The 17,527-nt window shown below is 72.0% G+C and carries 14 protein-coding genes; 3 read left to right on the plus strand and 11 right to left on the minus strand.

From position 1 onward, the window contains the following. Nucleotides 1–2: 2 nt before the first annotated feature. Nucleotides 3–1,148, plus strand: a complete 1,146-nt coding sequence (locus ACZ4FV_RS21545) for an acyl-CoA dehydrogenase family protein (RefSeq protein ID WP_465323081.1) — start codon at nt 3–5, stop codon at nt 1,146–1,148. Between the two features lie 111 nt (nt 1,149–1,259). On the opposite strand, the gene ACZ4FV_RS21550 is transcribed toward ACZ4FV_RS21545, so the two are convergent. From ACZ4FV_RS21550 to ACZ4FV_RS21575, 6 genes are all read right to left on the minus strand, one after another. Continuing rightward, nucleotides 1,260–1,862, minus strand: a complete 603-nt coding sequence (locus ACZ4FV_RS21550) for a CGNR zinc finger domain-containing protein (RefSeq protein WP_402232040.1) — start codon at nt 1,860–1,862, stop codon at nt 1,260–1,262. Nucleotides 1,863–1,889: 27 nt separating this feature from the next. Next, nucleotides 1,890–3,407, minus strand: a complete 1,518-nt coding sequence (locus ACZ4FV_RS21555; RefSeq protein WP_465323082.1) for a nitrosuccinate lyase — start codon at nt 3,405–3,407, stop codon at nt 1,890–1,892. Further along, nucleotides 3,404–5,401 carry an FAD/NAD(P)-binding protein gene (locus tag ACZ4FV_RS21560; RefSeq protein ID WP_395867126.1) on the minus strand — a complete coding sequence of 666 codons (1,998 nt, stop codon included), beginning with the start codon at nt 5,399–5,401 and terminating at the stop codon, nt 3,404–3,406. The genes ACZ4FV_RS21555 and ACZ4FV_RS21560 overlap by 4 nt, the downstream gene beginning before the upstream one ends. Beyond that, nucleotides 5,398–6,600: an FAD-dependent monooxygenase gene (locus ACZ4FV_RS21565; protein ID WP_402232044.1), complete on the minus strand. Its 1,203-nt coding sequence runs from the start codon at nt 6,598–6,600 to the stop codon at nt 5,398–5,400. Before ACZ4FV_RS21565 ends, ACZ4FV_RS21560 begins: the two co-directional genes overlap by 4 nt. Then, nucleotides 6,600–8,171: a class I adenylate-forming enzyme family protein gene (locus ACZ4FV_RS21570; protein WP_395867122.1), complete on the minus strand. Its 1,572-nt coding sequence runs from the start codon at nt 8,169–8,171 to the stop codon at nt 6,600–6,602. The genes ACZ4FV_RS21565 and ACZ4FV_RS21570 overlap by 1 nt, the downstream gene beginning before the upstream one ends. 114 nt (nt 8,172–8,285) lie before the next feature. Further along, complete coding sequence (locus ACZ4FV_RS21575) at nt 8,286–8,864, minus strand: SRPBCC family protein (RefSeq protein WP_395867120.1); 579 nt, start codon at nt 8,862–8,864, stop codon at nt 8,286–8,288. Between the two features lie 190 nt (nt 8,865–9,054). Here ACZ4FV_RS21575 and ACZ4FV_RS21580 point away from each other — a divergent pair, with 190 nt between their 5' ends. Further along, nucleotides 9,055–10,077 carry an NADPH:quinone reductase gene (locus tag ACZ4FV_RS21580; protein WP_402232047.1) on the plus strand — a complete coding sequence of 341 codons (1,023 nt, stop codon included), beginning with the start codon at nt 9,055–9,057 and terminating at the stop codon, nt 10,075–10,077. A 77-nt stretch (nt 10,078–10,154) separates the two neighbouring features. Continuing rightward, nucleotides 10,155–10,553, plus strand: a complete 399-nt coding sequence (locus tag ACZ4FV_RS21585) for a VOC family protein (RefSeq protein WP_402232049.1) — start codon at nt 10,155–10,157, stop codon at nt 10,551–10,553. Nucleotides 10,554–10,619: 66 nt separating this feature from the next. Here the strand turns inward: ACZ4FV_RS21585 and ACZ4FV_RS21590 are convergent, their stop codons facing one another. From ACZ4FV_RS21590 to ACZ4FV_RS21610, 5 genes are all read right to left on the minus strand, one after another. After that, entirely contained in the window at nt 10,620–12,962 is a 2,343-nt protein-coding gene (locus ACZ4FV_RS21590; protein ID WP_395867114.1) for an amino acid adenylation domain-containing protein, read from the minus strand. Nucleotides 12,963–13,114: 152 nt separating this feature from the next. Further along, on the minus strand, nt 13,115–14,203 hold the full coding sequence (locus ACZ4FV_RS21595; RefSeq protein ID WP_395867112.1) for a 3-deoxy-7-phosphoheptulonate synthase: 1,089 nt from the start codon (nt 14,201–14,203) through the stop codon (nt 13,115–13,117). 29 nt (nt 14,204–14,232) lie between these two features. Beyond that, complete coding sequence (locus tag ACZ4FV_RS21600) at nt 14,233–15,255, minus strand: ketoacyl-ACP synthase III family protein (RefSeq protein ID WP_395867110.1); 1,023 nt, start codon at nt 15,253–15,255, stop codon at nt 14,233–14,235. Next, nucleotides 15,242–15,748: an SRPBCC family protein gene (locus ACZ4FV_RS21605; protein ID WP_395867108.1), complete on the minus strand. Its 507-nt coding sequence runs from the start codon at nt 15,746–15,748 to the stop codon at nt 15,242–15,244. Before ACZ4FV_RS21605 ends, ACZ4FV_RS21600 begins: the two co-directional genes overlap by 14 nt. Further along, the gene (locus ACZ4FV_RS21610; RefSeq protein WP_402232053.1) at nt 15,745–17,334 is read right to left on the minus strand and encodes an aldehyde dehydrogenase family protein; all 1,590 of its coding nucleotides are present in this window, start codon (nt 17,332–17,334) and stop codon (nt 15,745–15,747) included. Before ACZ4FV_RS21610 ends, ACZ4FV_RS21605 begins: the two co-directional genes overlap by 4 nt. Nucleotides 17,335–17,527 lie beyond the last annotated feature (193 nt).

Consider the following 17,527-nt stretch of genomic DNA (forward strand, 5'->3'; position numbering starts at 1 on the left):
CCATGGACTTCACCTTCACCGAGGATCAGAACGAACTCGCGGAGCATGTGCGCAAGTTCGCCGACTCGCGGATCGCCCCGCACGCCCGGCAGAGCGACGCGCGCGGCAGCTATCGGCCCGGCCTGCTCGCCGAGATGGGCGCCGAGGGCCTGTTCGGCCTGCGCATCCCGCGGGCGTACGGCGGGAGAGAACTGGACGCGACGAGCGCGGGCATCGCGCTGGCCGAACTGGCCGCGGCCGACCTGTCGGTGTGCTTCCCGGTGCTCAACGCGGCGTTGGTGGGCGGTGTCCTGGCGGCGAACGGTACGCCCGGGCAACTCGCCGAGTGGTTGCCGTCGATCGCCTCCGGCGACACGATCGTGGCCCTCGCGCTGACCGAGCCCGCACACGGCACCGACGCGGCGAACATCGGGATGCGCGCCGAACCCACCGCCGACGGCTGGGTGCTCTCCGGCGAGAAGACCTCGATCATGGCCGCGATGTACGCCGGCCACGCGCTGGTCTTCGCGCGCACCGGCGAGGCGGGCGCGCACGGCGTCACCGCCTTCTATGTGCGGCTCGACGACGCGCACGTGACCCGCGAACAGCTCGACGATCTGGGCTGCCGGGCCGGTGGCCGAGGCCGGCTGCTGCTGGACGGGTTGCCGGTGGGTGCGCGGGACGTGGTGGGCACGCCCGGCCGCGGCTTCGTCGAGGTGATGCGCGGTTTCGGTGTCTCCCGGGCGCTGATCTCGCTGATGGCGATCGCGGTCGGGCAGGCCGCACTCGACGAGGCGGTCGGGCACGCCGGGCGGCGGGAGGCGTTCGGGCAGCCGATCGGCCGGTTCCAGTCGGTGGCCTTCGCCCTGGTCGAGCACGCGACGATGTTGCATGCAGCGCGCCTGGTCGCCTACCAGGCGCTGGCGCTGGCGGACGCCGGCGAGGATCCGCGGGTCCCGGCGAACATGGCCAAGTGGTGGGCCCCCAAGGCCGCGATGGACGCCGTGCACCAGGCGCTGTTGACCTTCGGCCAACTCGGCTGGACCGAGGACGGCCCGATCGCCCGCCGGCTCCGCGACGTGATCGGCCTGCAACTCGCCGACGGCACCGCCGCCGCCACCAAGCTCGTGGTGGCCCGCAAACTCCTGGGCCGCACCGCCGCGCCGTGAGACGACGGCGGGCCGCCGTACCTCGGCGAAGACGGCCGGCGGCGGGGAACGCGGTCGCGGGACACGAGAGACACCCGGGACCGGGCGCTCGAACGCCCACCCCGCCCCGGGTCATCCCCCGGACGAACCGGCGTTCGAGGTCGCTCGCGTCCCCCGGTAGGTGGCCATCTTGGCCCGCGTGCCGCATACCGCCATCGAGCACCAACGGCTGCCCCGGTTGCGCGAGCGATCGTAGAAGGCCCATTCGCAGCGGTGTTCGTTGCACGACTTCAGCCGCTGCCAGGTGCCGTCGAGCCGCGCCTCGACGGTGGCCGCCAGCACCGCGGCCCATACGCCGGGCAGTTCCGTCCGCGTCGGCCGGAGCACCGGGTCCGGCCCGCCACCGTCGAATCCGACGACCAGCGGGCATTCCCGCGCGACCTGTTCGAGGGTCCGCCTGGACCGCTCGTCGGTCGGCGCGCCGTTGTTCTCGCGCAGGAGCCCCCGCAGCGCCTCGCGCAGCGTGATCGTCCGCGCGAGGTCGAGGTCGTCCGGCGCGGTCGCCGGTGGCGCGAAGCCGTTGCGCGCCAGCCAGCGGTTCAGGCCCTCGACCGAGGCGAACTCGTCCGGACCGAACTCGACGTTGACGCTGTTCACGAATGCCTGCACCAGCGCGAGTCCGCCCGGTGCGACGGCCCGGTCTCCCGGCTGTCGGATTTCGCGTTGTGACCGCATGCCATTCATGCTACCGGCGTCTCCGTTTCACTGGTAGTTCCCCGTTCGCCCGTGCTCCCGTCCGGGCGAACCGAGTACACGGTCGACCATCACGCCGGCGCCGCCGGTGTACCCGGCCGGGTCCAGCAGTTCCGCCAGGCGCTCGGCGGGGATCCGTGTCGTGACCTCCGGCTCGCCGGCCAGCACCTCGGCCAACGACCGCCCGGTCCGCGCCGCGCTCGCGGACGCCGCGGCCGCCAGCGCCTTGGCCCGAGCCCGCCCGAGCGCGGGGGTCAGGATCGCCGCGAGCCGCTCGGTGACCATGTGGCCGCCGGTCGACTCCAGGTTGGCGCGCATGCGTTCGGGGTGGACGACCAGGCCCTCGGCGAGTTCCACGGCCGTGTGCGCGGCGCCGCCCGCGAGCCGCAGGCCCTCGCGCAACAACAGCCATTCGGCGTGCCACGCGCCCGCCGAGCGCTCGTCCTCGGCGACCGAACACCCGGACAACGCCGCCGCGATCGCCGGCACCTGGAGCGCCGCGCTGCGAATCAGCGTGGACAACACCGGATTGCGCTTGTGCGGCATCGCCGACGATCCGCCCCGGCCCGCCACGTCGGGTTCGGCCACCTCGCCCACCTCGGTCCGCGCCAACACCTGCACATCCACCGCGATCTTGCCCAGCACGCCGGTGGTACCCGCCAGCACGGCGGCCAGGTCGATCATCGGGGTGCGCAGCGCGTGCCACGGCAACGGCGTCCGGGCCAGGCCGGTTTCGGCGGCGAACGCGTCGACCAGCGCCTCGATGTAGACACCGGGGTCGAGCCGTTCGGCCGAGTCGTCGCGGACCGAACCGTCGCGGACCGAACCGTCGCGTGCCGCGTATTCGAGCGCCGCGTATTCGAGATAGGCCGCCAGCGTGCCGGCTGCGCCGCCGAGTGACACCGGCAGGCCGTCCGCGAGCAGCGCGTCGATCCGTCGTCGGGCGTCCAGGACCGACTGCCGCCAGCCCGCCGCCTTGAGGCCGAAGGTGGTGGGCACCGCGTGCAGGGTCAGGGTGCGCCCGGCCAGCACGGTGTCCCGATGCCGCTCGGCGAGCACGCCGAGCGCGTCGGCGATCCGGGTCAGGTCGGCCCGTACGATGCCCAGGGCCCGCGCGGCGATCAACATCGCGCCGGTGTCCAGGATGTCCTGGCTGGTCGAACCGCGGTGCACGAACTCGGCCGCTGCCGAGTCCTGTTCGGCTACCGCCCGGGTGAGCGCGGCGACCAGCGCGACCACCGGATTGGCACTCTCCCGGGCGGCCAGGGCCACCTCGCGCAGATCGAAGCGCTCGGCCCGGGCCGTCGCGGTGATGATCTCGGCGGCGGCCCGCGGCAGGGTGCCCAGCCGCGCCTGGGCTCGGGCGAGCGCGGCCTCCGCGTCGAGCATGGCCTGGAGCCAGGCCCGATCGCACACGGCCGCCTCCACCGGCGTCCCGACCCGGACCGGGGACAGCAGTCCCGCGTCCTGCTCGATGTCCGGGCGAGCGCCCACGTGTTGGTCGAGTACGTGCGGGACAGCGGTCACACGATCACTCCGTTCGGGGTGATTTCCGGGTCGGTCGACAACACCGGACGCACGTTCGCCGGCGTTCGGGAGGCGGCGGGCAGCGCGAGGACCGCGCGGGCGATCGCGTCCGAGTCGGCGAGCGTGACCGAGTCCACGCCGGGGCGGATCCCGGCGGCGGTGACCCAGTGCACCGATTCGGTCGGCACGCCGTAGGCGAATCGGCGCGGATGCGGCCGGTCCCGCCCATCGATCAGCCGGTACGGCCGCTCGGTCACCGCCAGGCCGCCGGTCTCGTAGTCCTCGCCGCCGACACCGCGGATCCGGTACGGCGCGGCCTGGTCGGTGTTCAGCAGGTGACGCAGCAGCGGGTCCTCGGTCCGGCGCAGATCCGGCTCGGGCAGCCGGGCCTCGATCAACACCGCGGCGCGTACCGGCGGGCCCGGCACCATGGTGGAGGCGGCCACGAACGCCGGTTCGGCGACGTCCAGGCAGATCCGGGTGCCGGGCCCGGTCAGGGTCAACACGCCGGCCTCGATCAGCGCGATCATCTGCTCGATCCGGGCGGCCGGCGGGCCGATCGACAGGAAGCCGTTGAGCGGCGTGTACCACCCCTCCAGGTCGTCCCGGTGCGAGTCGCCGGTCAGGCCGCCGTGGTCGACCGCGAGCCGGATCTCGTTGCGCAGGTCCCGCAGGACATCCAACGCGGCCTTGAGCGGTCCGTCCACGTTCCCCTCCCGGGCCGCCGCGACGTCCCGCTCCAGGTACTCCACCAGCCACCGGGTGAACTCCGCCCGGCTCGCGAACTCCCGCTCGCCGTAGGGCCGGGAGATCGCCGACCAGTCCCAGTGCGCGGCCCGCTCGATGCCGTACGCGAGGGCGAGGTCGGCACTCTCGTCGTCCGAACCCGCCGCCAGGTACTCCCGGGTGAACGCCGCGCATTCGGTCTCCCGGCGGCCTCGCCGGCGCAACAGCGCCGCGTAGTACACGCTTTCCACCTCGCGGACGATCAGCGGCCACAGGTCCGCGGTGAAGTCGACCGGCCGTCCCTCTCGGGCGCGCCGGCGCAGACCCTCGACGTACTCGGGCGTCAGCAGCCGAGGAACGTACCGCCCGTGCGCGCCCTTCTGGTTCTCGCCACGGGCGTGGTAGGGCACGCCGCGCCGCGAACTCGCGTACATGGCGGGCTCGTTGCCCGACGGGTGATACACCGTCCGCCCGTCCTCGGCGCGATCGAAGCGGCCTCCCCTGCCGCTGCTGAACAGGGCCATGTGGTCGAAGAAGTTGAGCCCCAGGCCGCGCAACAACACGTTCTCGCCGGGCCGGACCCGATCCAGGTCCAGGTCCGCCGGATTGGCCGGGGTGATGTAGGTCAGATGGTGGATCCGGGCCAGGCTCGCGGTGCGGGCCTCGCGCGCGGACAGCCGGGCCGGCAGGTGGCCCAGGGCCAGCACCACCGCGTCCAACTCGTGCAGTCGGGTGCCGTCCTCCAGTCGCACCCCCTGCGGGCCGCCCGGTATGCCGTGCGTGTCCGCCAGCGCCACCGCGCGCGAGCGGTGCACCCGCACCGCGACATGCGCCGGCGCGCGGGCCACCACCCGCTCGAACGCGTCGTGCAGGTAGCGGCCGTAGAACGCGCGCGTGGGGTAGTCGTCGGGGCCCAGCGCGCGGGCCTCGGCGAGGATCTCCGCACCGAGGTCGCCCGCTTCGCCCGCGGCCGCCGCGGACCGCGCCCAGTCGTACAGGCTCGGCCCGGGCACGACCGGCCCCTCGATCCGCGAGCTCGCGTCGGTGTACACCGTGATCTGCGCCGCGACCGTGTTCATCAGCAGGTGCTGGGACTGCTCCGAACGCCAGACCGCGCCGGCCCCCGGCGAGGCGGGGTCGACCACGTGGATCGTGACCTCCGGATGGGTGGGCGCGGCGCGTTCGTTGGCGCACAGGCGCTCCAGGACGGAGAGCCCGCGCGGCCCCGCGCCCACGACGCAGACCCGGATCGGGCCGGCGGCGCTCATGCCGCCGCCTCCTCGGCGCGCGGGCCGCCGACCCGGAACCCGTGCATCCAGGCCACGTGGTCGTGCAGCCGATCGGCCGACATCGCGCCGAGCAGCGCGTTCCTGGTCTCGGCCGCGGCGCCCGCGGGATGCCACAGACGGATGCTGTCGCGCGCGGCGAGCGTGATCCGGGTGGTCCGCTCGTGCCGCGCGTCGCGGTACCCGGCCAGGCGCTGCGGCAGGTCGTCGGCTCGCGCACCGGCCAGTCGCGCGCCGAGCACGACGGCGTCCTCCAGGGCCTGACACGCGCCCTGCGCCGCGTAGTGCAGCATCGGGTGGGCCGCGTCGCCCAGCAGCGCGACTCGGCCGTCGGTCCATCGGGACACCGGGTCGCGGTCGACCAGCATCCAGGTCTTCCAGTCCGCGCCGAGTTCGAGCAGCCGCTGTGCGGTGCCGCCCAGGGCGGCGAGTTCGCGCAGCACCCGGTCGCGGTGCACGCACTCCCCGGCGACGGCCTCGGTGCCGCCGTCCGCGCGGCTGGCCGCGAGGTTGAGGAAGCGACCGCCGGCGATCGGGTAGTGCACGAAGTGACAGCCGGGTCCGGCCCACCACACCACCGACCGGTCGAAGCGCAGCGCGTCGGGTACCCGTTCCATCGGGATCACCGCCCGGTACACGCTGATCCCGGAGATCCGCGGCTCGCCGTCGCCGACCAGCCGGGCCCTGATCGCGGAGTGGATCCCGTCCGCGCCGATCAGTACGTCGCCGGTGATCCCGGTGCCGTCCGCGAGCAGGGCCGTCGCGCTCGTGGCGTCCCGGGTGTAGTCGACGACGTGCGCGCCGGCGTACAGCGACACGGCGTCGGCGGCCAGGCACGCGTCGAGCAGCGCCCGGTGCAGTTCCGCGCGATGCACGACGACGTAGGGGCCGGCGAAGCGGCGCCGGTACTGCTCGGTCAGCGGCAGGCTCGCCACGTGCGCACCGGTGATGCCGTCCATGAAGCGCAGTTCGGCCATTCGTACCGCGGCCGCGCGCACCGCCGCGCCCACGCCCAGGACGTCCAGGGCGTGCAGTCCGTTGGGGGCCAGTTGGATGCCGGCACCGATCTCGGCGAACTCGTCCGCTCGTTCGAGCACTACCGCGTGGTGTCCGCGGGCGGCCACCGCGAGAGCGGTGGCCAGCCCGCCGATCCCGCCGCCCGCGACGATGACCTCGGCCATCACGCACCCCGATCCTCGTCCTCGAGCCGGCGCGCCAACTCGAGGCGTTTGATCTTGGTGGTCGCGGTCTGCGGCAGGTCCTCGATCCGACGCTGGACCGGATCGGCCATGTCCGGAAGTTCGGCGGTGGCCGCACGCCAGGCGTCCCGATCGATGGGGTGGTCGTCCCTGGTGCACACCACCGGCACGGCGGTGCCGTCGGCGCCGGGCACGATGACCACCTCGGCGAGTTCGTCCAGCTTGTCGAACAGCACGTCCTCGGCGGCCAGCGTCGAGCCGAAGCCCTCGATCAGGTCGACCTCGCGGTCCAGCAGGTGGATACAACCCCACCTGGTCCGGTAGCCGACGTCGCCCATCCGCCACCAGCCGTCGGCGGACACCTGCGCGTCGTAGCGGTCCTGTTCGCCGAGGTAGGTGAGGACCCGTCCGTCGCTCTTGACCTCGATGAAGCCGGGGTGCTCGGCGGACGGCGGCCGGCCCGCCCGACCGACCACCCGGGCGGCGGTCATCCCGGGGAAGGGGCGGCCCACACAGCGACCGTCGGCGTCCGGGGCCCGGCCCCGGGTGAAGGCGCGCACCACGGCCGGCCCGACCTCGCTCTGGCCGTACAACTGGCCGAACAGCGGCGCGCGGCGCCGGGTGGCGGCCAGCAGTCGGTGCACGGTGCGCGGGTGGATCGCGTCGAAGGTGGAGCTGAACAGCTTCACGCCGGCCAGCGGTTCGCGCGGATCGTCGGCCAACTCCTCCCATTCCATGAAGGTGTTGGGATGCGCCTCCAGGACCCCCGGCCGCAGCCGCGCGAACAGATCGGCGGCGCGTCGGGGATCGGAGTCGGCCAGCACGGCGATCGGGAAGCCGCGCAGCAGCGAGATGGCCAGTGCGGTGATCAGTCGGGAGTGCACGAACGACACGTGCAGCGCGATGGTTTCCCGGCGCCGCAGGATCGGCGCGACGATCGCGGCCTGCGGCCGATACCGGGCCTGGAGGCTGCGGCCGGTGTGTACGGCGAGCTTGGGCACTCCGGTGGTGCCCGAGGTATGGGTGATCAGCGTCGGCTCCTCGGCGGGCCGGGTCACCGCGGGCACCCGGGCCACCCCGGCGAACGCGTCGAGGGTGGTGGCGTCCGGGTGTGTGCCCGTGGTCAGCAGCACCCGCGCGGTCTCGGCGAAGACCGCGCCCGGCAGTCCGTCGAGCTTGGCCCGGTCGGTGACCAGGAACGGCCGGTCGGTGCGCCGCACCAACTCGGCGACGGTCGCGCCGTCGAGCATCGGCGACAGCAACACCGGAACCCCGCCGGCTCGGGCGATCGCGCAGGCCAGGAGGGTGATGTCGAAGCCGTCGGATTTGTGCACCACGACCCGGTCGCCGGGTCGGATCCCGGCCGCGTGCAGCCGGGCCGCGAAGTCGTCGATCAGGTCGGCGATCTCCGGGATGGTCGCGCGCCGGCCCAGGTCGGGGGCGATGTCCAGGTCGTGGTCGAGGATCAGGACGTTGGCCGGGTGTCGGGCCGCCGCGCGTTCGAAGAGCGTGCCCAGTCGGATGCCGCGATTACCGATGCGTTGCAAGAACATGAGGTCAGACCTTCGTCGGTGGGTTCGGGCGGGCCGACGACCGCGGGGAGGGTGCGGGATGGCGGGCGGTGGACCCGGTCGGCCGAGGGTCGGGGGGCGGGTGCCGGCGGCGGTTCAGCGCCGGACGGCGGCGGAGCGCTCGACGACCCGCTTGATGCGTTCGAGGGTGACCGGCAGGTCCGTGGCGAGTTTGGCGCCCCACTCGGCCAGGAAGCGCAGCTTCTCCCGCTCGTCCATCGCCGCGGTGATGCCCCGGATCCCCTCGGTGGCACGGCCCATCCGGAACCGGTGGGTCAGCACACAACCGCCGTCGGCGGGCTCGATGTCGTAGCCCCACACGCTGTCCTGCCGCACCCCCGCCGAGTCCCGCATCGCCCAGCCGAAACCGCGCCCGGGCTCGGCGGCGACCACCTCGGATTCGGTGAACCACGTGCCCCGGACCACCGGGGCCCAGCCGACCACGTCCGCGGCCCGCAGGTTCTCGCCGCGGAACACCGCGCCCACCGTGCCCGGTTCGCCGCGGATCCAGGTGCCGCCGACACACTCGGGACTCCACTCCGCGCTGCGCGGCAGATCGCTGACGACCGCGTAGACCTCGGCCGGGTCGGCCGTGATGTGCGTATGCGCGGCCAACAGGAACAGCGGCGCACGCTCGCCGGCCTCGAAGGCCGCGAAGCTTGGTGCGTTGGTCATCTCCCGGCGCCCCTTTCGGTGTCGCTGGTATGGGCGAGAGCACTGCTACCACTCATCACGTTATGGTGGTAACAGCGCGGCGACCACGCCCTGGCGATAAGACGTCCTTCTCGAATCGCGAAGCCACGCGCGTCCCGAACCGGCGGGTCACGCAGGGGAATTCACTTCGCCTGATGCCAGACTCCGGTACATGCGCGCTGCCTACCTCGAACGGCTCGGCCCACCGTCGGAGATCCGTTTCGGCGAGCTGCCCGACCCCTCCCCCGGCCCCTGCGACGTGCTCGTCGACGTGTGGGCCGGCACGGTCAATCCGGTCGACACCTTCGTGCGCTCCGGGCGGTTCGCCACTCCCGTCGCGTTCCCGTTCGTCATCGGCCGCGATCTGGTCGGCCGGGTGGCCCGGGTCGGCCCGGGTGCGCCCGGCTTCGCCGTCGGCGACCCGGTCTGGAGCAACAGCCTCGGCCACGGCGGCCGGCAGGGTGCGGCGGCCGAACGGGCGGTGGTCGCCGCCGACCGGCTCTACCGACTCCCGCCGGGGGTGGATCCGTACGCGGCGGTGGCGGTGCTGCACCCCGCGGCCACCGCCCACCTCGCGCTGTTCGCGCACGGCGGCCTGCGCGCCGGCGACACCGTGCTGATCGCGGGCGCCGCCGGAAACGTCGGCGGCGCACTGGTCACACTGGCCGCCGAGGCGGGCGCCCGGATCCTGGCCACCGCCTCGGCCCGGGACGCCCGATACTGCCGTGAACTGGGCGCCGAGATCGTCTGCGACTATCGCGATCCAGACCTGACCCGACACCTCGCCGAGGCCGCCCCGAACGGCGTGGACCTGTATCTGGACACCTCCGGCCGCAACGACCTGGCGGCGGCGGTCGACCTCCTCGCCCGCCGCGGCCGGATCGTTCTGCTCGCGGGCGCGGGACCGGGCACCGCACCGGTATTGCCCGCGAGCGAGCTCTACATGAAGGACGGCTCGATCCGAGGTTTCGTGATCTCGCACGCCGGCGTCGACGAACTCGCCGCCGCCGCGGGGACGATCAACCGCCTCCTCGGCACCGGCCGGTTGCGCCCGCGCGCGATGGAGATCCTGCCGCTGTCCGCCGCCGCCGACGTGCACCGTCGGATGGAACGGCACGAACTGCACGGCACAAGAGTGGTACTGCGCACCGACCACGCGCCCCGACCCGATTCGCCCGGTCCCGCCGGGGAGTGACCCCTCACGACCCGCGGCGTTATCACCATGTCGGACCGGTTCCGCCGAACACCGAGGGAGCACGAATGTTGCGAGGTTTGGCCCATGTCAGGTACCAGGCGGCAGACTTGGCCGCGGCCCGCCGCTGGTACACCGAACTGCTGGGCATCGAGCCCTACTTCGAACGCCCCGGGTATGTCGAGTTCCGGGTCGGCGACTTCCGACAGGAACTGGGTCTGGTGGACGCTGCCTACGTCTCGGAGCTGGGCGCGCACGGCACGGCCGAGGCCGGCGGTGCCGTCGTCAGTTGGCATGTCGGGGATCTGCCCGCCGCGCTGGACCGGTTGCTGGCCATGGGCGCGAAGGAGCACGAGCCGGCCCGCGACTTCGGCGAGGGATTCGCCGGTGCCTCGGTGATCGACCCGTTCGGGAACGTGCTCGGCATCATGCACAACCCGAACTACCTGGACGTCCTGGCCGAGACCGGCAAGGGCTGAGCCCGGCGCGCCGCGGCTCGTCGTCCCCGTCGGTCACGCCGGGGACGACGGCCGCTCGCACGAGGGTCAACGCACGCGGGCCGCCTCGATCACCGCGGCCATCCGGTCGATCGTGGGCTCGTGCAGCAGATCACCCAACTCGACGTCGATGTCGAACAGCTCGCGCACCTGCTCGGTCAGCCGGGCGCCACGCAGCGAGTCGCCGCCGAGTTCGAAGAAGTTGTCCCGCACTCCGATCCCATCCAGTTCGAGCACCTTCGTCCACAACTGCACGAGCGAGTGCTCGGTGTCGGTGCGCGGCTCTCGGTACGGGCTGTCCAGGTCCGGCCGCGAGCGCGGCGGTTCGGGCAGCGCGGCGCGGTCGATCTTGCCGTTGACCGATGTCGGCAGCCCGCCCACGACATACGCGGACGGCACCATGAACGCGGGCAGCTTCTCCCGCAGCGCCCGACGGATGTCCGGGACCGCCGGCGCCGGTTCACCCTTGGGCTCGATGTACGCGGTCAGGCGCACGTCCCCGTCGGTGTCCCGATGCGCCAGGACCGCGACCTGGGCGACGCCCGGTTGCCTTGCGGCGACCACCTCGATCTCGCCGAGTTGCACGGTGTTGCCCTGCACCTTGAGTTGGTTGTCCACCCGGCCGATGATCTCGATGCCGCCGTCCTGCCAGTACCGCGCCATGTCGCCGGTGCGGTAGAGCACCGGGTTCCGGTCCGGATCGATCGGGTTGGACACCCACTTCAGCGCGGTCGCCTCGGGCCGGTTCAGGTAGCCGGCGGACAGGCTGTGGCCCGCGATGCACAGTTCGCCCACCACGCCCGGCGGTACCGGCGCGAGGTTCTCGTCCAGCACGTAGATCTTGACGTTGGGGATCGGCCGGCCGATCGGCGGCAGCCGGCGGGCCCGTCCCTCGGCCCCCAACTCTCGTCCCAATTCGGTGATGTCGCAGCCGGCGACGGTGGTCGCCTCGGCGGAGCCGTACAGGTTGATCAGGCGGAACGGCAGCCCGGCGGGCGGCCAGGACTGGATCCGCTCGCCGCAGACCCTGATGTTCGCCAACGGGGTGTCGGCGGGCCAGTCCAGGCTCCACAGCCGCTCGGCCATCGGCTTCATCAACAGCGTGGTGGTGATCCGCTTGTCCAGGTACCAGTCCTGGAGCAACTGCGGGGATGCCACCACCGATACATCGGGAATGTGCACCGTACCGCCGGCCGCGAGCACCGGGAAACACTCGACCTCGACCATGCCGTAGCCGGGTGCGGCCAGCCAGGTGCCCTGGGTGTCGGCGTTCATCCCGGTCATCTCGCACATGCTGTGGATCTGATTGCGCGCCGCCCCGAACCGGACCAGAACCGCCTTCGGCGCGCCGGTGGAGCCGGAGGTGTAGCAGATGTGGATCAGGTCGTCGACGTCCACCGGCGCACTCACCTCGGTGCTCGGCTCGGCGTGCCAGTCGGCGACGTCCAGCGAAAGCACCGGACAGTGTCCGGAGACCTTGTCCTCGTGCGCGGACAGCGTCACGACCGCGGCGGCCGAGGCGTCCTCGACCATGAAGCGCACCCGATCGGCGGGAAAGTCCGGGTCGAGCAGGATCGCCGCCGCCGCGAGCTTGAAGCAGGCGAGTTGGGCGATCAGGCTCTCCGCACCGCGCGGGAAGCAGACCCCCACCCGGTCCCGCCGGCGAACACCGGTCGCGGCCAGGCGGTGCGCGAGGCGATTGGCCCGGTCGTCCAGTTCCCGATAGGTCAGCGCGCTGTCCGGCAGCGCGATCGCGATCGCCTCGGGGGTTCGGCGCGCGAAGTCCGCGACGATCTCGTGGAAGAACGGCTCGGGTACGTCCTGTTCGGTCCGGTTCCACTCGACCAGGATGCGCTGCCTCTCCTCGTCGCCCAGCAGCGGCAGATCACGGACGAGCACGCCGTCGTCGGTGCTCAGCGCGCACAGCACGCGGGCCAGATGCCGGCCGTACTGGGCGGCCGCCTCTTCATCGAACTCGTCCTGGGAGAGCAGCAGTTCGTATGTGGCCTCGTCGACGCACAGGGTCAGCGCGGCGCGGGAGGCGAAGTCCCGCGCGGCCGCGTCGGCCACCATGCCGTGGCAGGGGCGACCCGCCGCCGGTTGTGCGGGCGGCGCGGCGGCGACGCCGGCGAGCAGTTCCGCCGCCGTCTCGTCGCCGGACACCCGCGGCTCGATGGTCTCGGTCGGTCCCGGACCGGTACGGCGAGCGATCAGCAGATCGGTCTCGCCGGTGTATCGGTGGATCAGCGCCGCGAGCGCCGCCGACGCGTACCGCGCCGGATCCGACTTCGCCCGATCGGGGGCGGCGATGGCGATCCGATGCACCGCTCCGGTGCGATCGCCGTCGATGTGCCGCGCGAGCGGAAGTGCCGAACTCGTGGTCGTGGCCACCGGAATCGTTCCTCTCGAATTCTCGGATGTCGGATGTCGGATGTCGGGAGGTGGGAGGTGGGTACGGGGATGTGGGTACGGGGAGGTGAGGGTGTCGGGTGTGCAGGTGTCGGGTGTGCGGGTGTCGGGAAGCCGGGTGTCGGTCCGAGTGCTCAGGCCACCATCACCGACGGATCCGCCGCGCGCCGGGCCTTCACCGCCTCCGCCAGGCGCTCGACCATGTGCATGGTCTGCTCCCAGCCCGCGCACGCGTCGGTGACGCTCTGGCCATAGGCGAGACCGTCGGTCCGACCCAGGATCAGATCCTGTCGACCGCAGGCCAGGAAGCTCTCGATCATCATCCCGGCGACGCCGGACTCACCGTCGGCGATGCGTTCGGCGACGTCCTCGACCACGTTGGTCTGCTCCTCGTGGTCCTTGCCGCTGTTGCCGTGGCTCGCGTCGATGACCACCCGTCCGGGCAGTCCCGCGGCCTGCAACTGATCGAGTGTCTCGGCCACGTCGGGCGCGCTGTAGTTGGGGCCTTCGGTGCCGCCGCGCAGCACCACGTGGCAGTCGGGGTTGCCGCTGGTGGTCACCACCGCCGCCTGCCCGTCGTCGGTGATGCTCGGGAACACGTGGCTGTTCGAGGCGGTGACGATCGCGTCGATCGCGTCGCCCGTGCGACCGGCGGTCGTGTTCTTGATCCCGACCGGCATGTCCAACCCACTGGTGAGCTGGCGGTGCACCTGACTCTGCACGGTGCGCGCACCGATCGAGGCCCACGAGACCGCGTCGGCGAAGTAGCGGGCGATCATCGGGTCGAGGAACTCGCAGCCGATCGGCAGCCCGGTTTCCAGGATCCGCACCATCAGCCCGCGCGCCATCCGCAGCCCGGTGTTCAGGTCGAACGACCCGTCCAGGCCGGGATCGCTGACCAGTCCCTTCCAGCCCATCCGGGTACGCGGCTTCTCCACATACACGCGCATGACGATCAGCAGTCGGTCCGCCATCCGCCGGGACACTTCCGCCAGGCGCTCGGCGTAGACCAGTGCGGCCTCGGTGTCGTGGATCGAGCACGGACCGGTGACCAGGACCAGGCGATCGTCCTTCCCGTTCAGGATGCGCTTGACGTCCCGGCGGGCCGCCAGCACGGCTTTGCGGGTCTCGGGCGGGATCGGTATCTCCTTTCGCAGGGCGGTCGGCGACATGAGTCTGTCGACCGCCGTCACGCGGGAGTCGGAGTTGCGGCTGAGGCTCATGACAAAGTTCCTTCCTTCCGATCGTGGGGTCAGGACCGGTCCGCCGCGAACACGGCGGCGGAGAAGGTGAAGCCCATGCCGGTTCCGATCACGAGCACCCGGGCCCCGGGTGCCAACAGGTCTTCCTTGAGCAGGTGGTCGAGCGCGTAGATCTGGTCGGCCGCGCCGAGATGGCCGATGGTCAGCCCGAGTTCGTGCAGGTCGTGGCGGGGGGTGATGCCGAGCGGCCGGACGAAGCTCTCCCGGTGGAGCGTGCTGCCGACGAACGGGGTGACGAACCAGTCGATCTGCTCCTGGTCCAGTTCCGCGTCGGCCAGGGCACGGGCCACCACGCTGCGGGTGCGGTCCGCCGAACGTGTCTGGACGTCCCGGATGGAAACCTCGCCCTGGGCCAGGAATTGCCGAGTGCGGTGCCGGATGTCGCCCTGCCCGGAAGGCGCGGTACGAAACGGCTCGTCGCCGCGCGAGAGCCCCTCCAGGACCGTGTCGGTCTCCGAGACGAGCGAGACCAGCCGCAGCCGACCGCCGCCTCGGGCGAGCACGGCCGCCGCGGCACCGTCGCCGAACACGATGCCCGGGGACGTGTGCCAGCGATCGGTCGGCGGCGCGAACCGGTCCCCCAGCGTGATCAGCGCGGACGGCAGCGCGGGGCGCGACGCGAGCATCGCCGCGGCGATGTCGATGCTGACCAGCGAACCGTTGGACCACGCGGAGACGGTCGTGGGTACCCCGTCGACGCGCGGACCCAGCAGCTCCTTGGCGATCCAGCACGCGGCGGGCCACATGTCGATGCCCTGGAAGTGCCCGTGACTGTGCAGGTACAGGCTGCCCGGGTCGACCACGGTGCCGTACTCCTGGGCGTCCTTGATCGCCTGGCGCCCCGCGATCACGGCCATCTCCGGCGGCGCGAGCCGGGCCTGGGCGACGCTGACCATGCCGGTGCTCTCGGCGGCCTCGGCCTCGTAGTGGCCGGCCGCGACGGCGTCGGAAACGGGGGTCCGCTCGCCGAGTGTGCCGCCGGTTCCGGTGATCCAGATGTCATCGAAGCGCATGGCTCGGGCTCCCTTCCGGAATCAGGGCGACCGGCAGGTCGCGCAGGTGGTGCCCACCGGAGGTGATCTCCGCGGTGCCGCCGACGCCGATCAGGATGTGGTGTGCGGCGCGGACCAGGACCCGGCCGACGGCGGAGTCGATCGCGCCCGCGAGGTGCGGCACGCTGGTGCGGTAGCCGACCTCGAACACGGCCTCGCAGCCGTCGTCGGTGTCGGTGCACGTCCACGCGCCGCCGAACCGTTGGAAGTCGCCGTCGACCTGTTCGAACTCGATCCGGTACGGCTGCTGCTCACCGCTCGCGTCCCGGGTGCGCTGCGCCCACCGGGCGGTACCGCCGCGGAAGGCGAGCGTCCAGTGCCGCAGGTCGTCGCCGGCGTCCTGGACCGAGACGATCTCGGCGGCCCAGTCCGGGAAGACCCGGTCGTCGCGGAGTCGTTCGATCGCGGTCGCCGCCGAGCACGGCAGTGCGGCCTTGAGAGTGCGGGAAGTCATCGGGCTCCTCCGAGTCGGGGCGTCGGACGGACGATGCTGACGCCCTGCAGATGCGTGGTGCGCAACATGGGATGGCTCGCCTCGCCGAAGGCGCCGCCGGTGAGGCCGGTGCCGCCCGAGTTGGGCAGGAACGGGAGGAAGTTGCCGTGCGAGTCGTTGATCTTCAGGTTGCCGCCATTGGTGACACCCGACAGGAACCGCTCGATGTGCTCCGGGCCGGTCGACCAGAACGAGTTCCGCAGGCCGTAGGCATTGCTGTTGACGAACGTCAGGATCTCCTCGAACAGTCGCTCGTCCGAGTCGCCCGGCTCGGGCACGATGATCGGCAGCAGCGGGAAGAACGTCTCGTCCCGGACCACCGACAACGAGCGGGCGTCGCCGAGTCCGGCCACCCGCACGATCGTCGGTTCGATGAAGAAGCCGGTGTCCGACGGGGTGCCGTCCACCTCCAGGCGACGGCCGCCGTGCACCATCGTCGCGCCGCCCATCAGGGCCTCGGTCAGGCAGCCGAAGAACCAGTCGGCACCGAGCACGGGGGTGAGCACCACGCCGGGCTCGTCGGGATAGCCGGGGTGGATCTTGCCGGTCGCCACGATCAGTCGCTCGATCAGCTCGTCCGCGATCGCGGGGTGTGCGATCACCTGGTTGGGCACGTTGCAGATCTGACCGGAGTTCAGGAAGAACTGGGTCATGGTCTCCACCGCGGCGTCCAGGTCGGCGTCGGACCACACCACGCAGCAGTCGTTGCCCGCGAGTTCGAGGATCGGCTTCTTGCCCGCGGCGATGCAGTCCCGTTCGAAGGCCAGGCCCTGCTTGCTGCCGCCGTAGTAGACGATGTCGTTCACGTGTTCGCTGGCCAGCCAGGTGTCGACGGCCGGCGGGCCGCAGTAGGCGTTCAGCGTGCCGGCGGGCGCTCCGGCCGCCTCCAGCACCGGCGCCACCACCTCACGCATGGCGTACATGCAACTGAGTGCGACGCCGCGCGGCGCGCGGACCACGACGGTGTTGCCCGCCAACAGCGCGGTGATCGCGGACAACGCGTTCACCGTCGCCGCGTTCTGTGGTGGGTTGACGCACACCACACCGTCGGCCACGCGTCGCAGGATCATCTCGCGCTCTCCGTCGTGACGACGGAACTCCAGTTGTTCGGCGCACCATTCGAGCGTCTCGGGGCTCCATCCGGTGAGCGGGATCCCGTCGATCATCGCCTCGGCTCCCGAACGGGGTTGCCCCTCGGCGACCAGGATCTCCACCAGCGGATCCCGATGCTCGCCCAGCCGCCGCGCGATCGCCCGCCCGATCTCCATCCGGGTGGCGAGCGGCGTGCGCGCCCACTCCGGCGCGGCACCGGCGGCCGCCGCGAGCGCCGCCGCGATCATGCCTTCGTCGGCGACCGCACACGCTCCCGCGAGCCGATCCCCGGCACTCTCCCGATCGACCACGCCCAGGTCGAGATCACGCTTCAACCGCAGACTGGGAAAGGTGTCCTCGATGATGGCCCGAGCGGTGACGGTGTGCACATACTCCCCGCCTTCGCCGCCGATGTCCCGGCCGCCGATGTAGGCGGGATAAACCCTGGTGGTCACGGTTCTCCCTTTCGAGCGAAGGATGTGGATACCAGCAAAAACGCTACGCAGGTAACAGAACCGGAACAACGCACCCGCGATAAGACTTGGTTCTCACCCTGCGAACCAACAAAGCCACCCAGCCCACCAATTCGGCCCAACCAGCACCCGAGCCCAATCAGCCCGTGCGCCGCCTGAGCACACCAACCCGGCC

This window comes from Embleya sp. NPDC025285, from assembly GCF_055558835.1.